Raw genomic sequence first — 2686 nt, forward strand, 5'->3', positions numbered from 1 at the left:
GTGGTCTTCGGCGCGGGGCTGCTGGGATGGTTGCGCGCACGGTACGCACCGGCAACGGGCGGCGCCAACGGGGACAAAAGGCACAAAGGGGGCACCGCCTCGCATGCCCCCGCGCGCGACGAGATGCCCCACGGCGACCTTCCCCTTCCGGCCATCCGCCACATGCCCGACCATGCCCGACCATCCACCGCACGCGCCCTGCGCGTGCTGGCCACATGGCTGCCGCTGTGGCTGGGGCCGGTGCTGCTGCTCGGCCTGCTGCTGGGGTGGGACAGCGTCTACGCGCGCATGGGCGTGTTCTTCAGCAAGATGGCGGTGGTCACCTTTGGCGGGGCCTACGCTGTGCTGGCCTATGTGGCCCAGCAGGCCGTGGAGGCCCACGGCTGGCTGACCGCCGCCGACATGCTGGGCGGCCTTGCACTGGCGGAAACCACGCCAGGCCCGCTGATACTGGTGTTGCAGTTCGTGGGCTATCTGGCCGCGTGGAACAGCCCCGGCGGGCTCCCCCCGGCCTTCGCCGGGCTGCTGGGGGCCACCCTGACGGTGTGGGTCACCTTCACCCCGTGCTTTTTATGGATATTCCTGGGCGCGCCCTACATCGAGGCCGTACGCGGCAGGCCCGCGCTGGCAGCCGCGCTGGCGGGGGTCACCGCCGCCGTGGCCGGGGTCATCGCCAATCTCTCGTTGTGGTTCGGGCTGCATGTGCTCTTCGGCACGGTGGGCACGTGGAATGGCCCCATCGGTCTGCGCCTGCCCCTGCCCGCCCTGTCCGGCCTGGACCCGGTGGCCGCCCTGCTGGCCTTGGGCGCGGGCGTGGCCATGCTGCGCTTCAAGGCCCCCATGCTGCCGGTGCTGGCCGCCTGCGCCGGGCTGGGCGCGGTGATCAGGCTGGCGCTGTAGGCAGCGCCCCGGGCGTCGCGTCCTTCCGGCCACGTTCCTTTCAGGAAACGACAAACGCCCCCGCGCATCATCCTGCGCCGGGGGCGTTGTCATCCTGCGTTGCGAAAACGGTCCGCTCGGCTACTGCACGGGCTCGAAGTATTCCTTCTCCGCGTCACACCACGGGCATACCCAGTCCTCGGGCAGGTCGGCGAAAGGGGTATCGGGGCCAACGCCGTGTTCGGGATCGCCCTCGGAGGGTTCGTACACATAGCCGCAGGGGCACTTGTACTTCTGCATCGATGTCTCCTTGCGCCATGGCGGCGCCGTTTTGACCTTGACCGCACGGCCCGCGCGCGGATGCTGGAGAATGCGGGAAGAACGCGTCCGGCTGTGACGGACACGCCGCAGTCGCTACGGAATCAGGTACGACTTCACCGAGCGCACGCCGCCCACGGCGCGCGCCACCATGACGGCGCGGTCCACGTCGGCCTGCGCGCGCACCATGCCCAGCAGCACAACCTGACCGCCGTACACTTCAAGGTCGATCTGGGTGGAGCTCAGGGCCTTCTCGGCGATGAGGTTGGTGCGCACCTTGGTGGCCACGGCCAGGTCGTCGGCGGTGTGGCCGGTGCCCGGTTCGAACCAGTGGGTGGTCACCGAACGCACGCCCTTGACCTTGCGGGCGATGGCCACCGCCGGGTCGCGGAACGACGGGGGCACCTCGCCCACCAGAAAGACCCGCCCGGCGTAGCTGTACACCTTCACGGCGTAGCCGTCGGAGGCGTCGCGCTGCATGAGGTCGCTCTTGATGGAGGTGCGGATGGTGCTGTCATCCACCATGGTGCCCACGGTGCGTTCGTCCTGTGGCACGGAATAGACGGCACAGCCGCCAAGGCCGGAAAGCGCAAGCACCGAGGCCGCCAGCAGCAGCACCGGCATGACGGAGGAAAGGATGCGGAGTTTCATGGCTGTCTCCTGCGTTATGTTCTTCGGTTGGTTGCCTCCCCCGCCGTGCTGCCCGCTACCAGAGGGCCAGCGCAGGCGCTGGGATTCATGGTGAAACATAACACGCGACGGACGCGCTGTCACCGGGTCCGGCGCCGCTCGGGCACCCCGCGACCGGGCTGCAGCCGGACAACGCGTTCCTCTTGACCACGGGCATTGCGCCCACCTACCATGCGCCACGCGGCCCCGCCGCCCGTCCGCGCCCGCCGCAACCCAGCGGGACCGGAAACGCCACGCGGGCGAAACCCCATGCGCCAGAGCACCGGACCGGCAACGCCATGAGCCGGAAAGGCCGTAACCGAAAGCGCACGACCAGGCACCGCAAACCCGCACACACCCGACACGTCCCCGGAAACGACGCCCCCCTAACGACGCCAAGGAGATCGCCGCATGACCCCCGAACAGCGCGCCGTCCTCGACCATATCCTGTCCCGCGCCCTCGACGCCGTGGCCCCCGACCGCGCCGTGCACCGCCATGTGCGCCGCAACGGCAACACCCTGCACATCGCGGGGCGCGACTACGACCTTTCCGCCCACGAGCGCGTCTACGTGGTGGGCGCGGGCAAGGGCGCGGCCCCCATGGCCGCCGCGCTGGAAGACATCCTGGGCGACCGGGTGCACGATGGCGTGGTGGTGGTGAAGTACGGGCATACCGCCCCGCTGAAGCGCATCGCCCTGCGCGAGGCCGCCCACCCCGTGCCCGACGCCGCCGGTGAACGCGCCGCCAACGAAATCCTGGACCTGGTGCGCACGGCGGGCCCGCGCGACCTCGTGCTGTGCGCCCTTACCGGCGGGGCCA

General features: G+C 70.1%; 4 protein-coding genes. 2 read left to right on the plus strand and 2 right to left on the minus strand.

The window, feature by feature from the left end:
* Positions 1-900 (plus strand): chromate transporter (locus tag FVW20_RS12105; protein ID WP_196609815.1); only part of this gene is annotated, 900 nt, incomplete at its 5' end.
* A gap of 120 nt (positions 901-1020) precedes the next feature.
* Here the strand turns inward: FVW20_RS12105 and FVW20_RS12110 are convergent.
* Both FVW20_RS12110 and FVW20_RS12115 read right to left on the minus strand, forming a co-directional pair.
* A complete protein-coding gene (locus FVW20_RS12110) occupies positions 1021-1179 on the minus strand; it encodes a rubredoxin (protein ID WP_196609816.1) in 159 nt (52 codons plus the stop codon).
* Positions 1180-1293: 114 nt separating this feature from the next.
* Entirely contained in the window at positions 1294-1848 is a 555-nt protein-coding gene (locus FVW20_RS12115) for a BON domain-containing protein (RefSeq protein ID WP_196609817.1), read from the minus strand.
* 429 nt (positions 1849-2277) lie between these two features.
* Between FVW20_RS12115 and FVW20_RS12120 the strand changes: the two genes are divergently transcribed.
* Positions 2278-2686 (plus strand): DUF4147 domain-containing protein (locus FVW20_RS12120; RefSeq protein ID WP_196609818.1); only part of this gene is annotated, 409 nt, incomplete at its 3' end.

This window comes from Nitratidesulfovibrio oxamicus (assembly GCF_015731765.1).
In the GTDB taxonomy this organism is placed as follows: Bacteria; Desulfobacterota; Desulfovibrionia; order Desulfovibrionales; family Desulfovibrionaceae; genus Cupidesulfovibrio; species Cupidesulfovibrio oxamicus.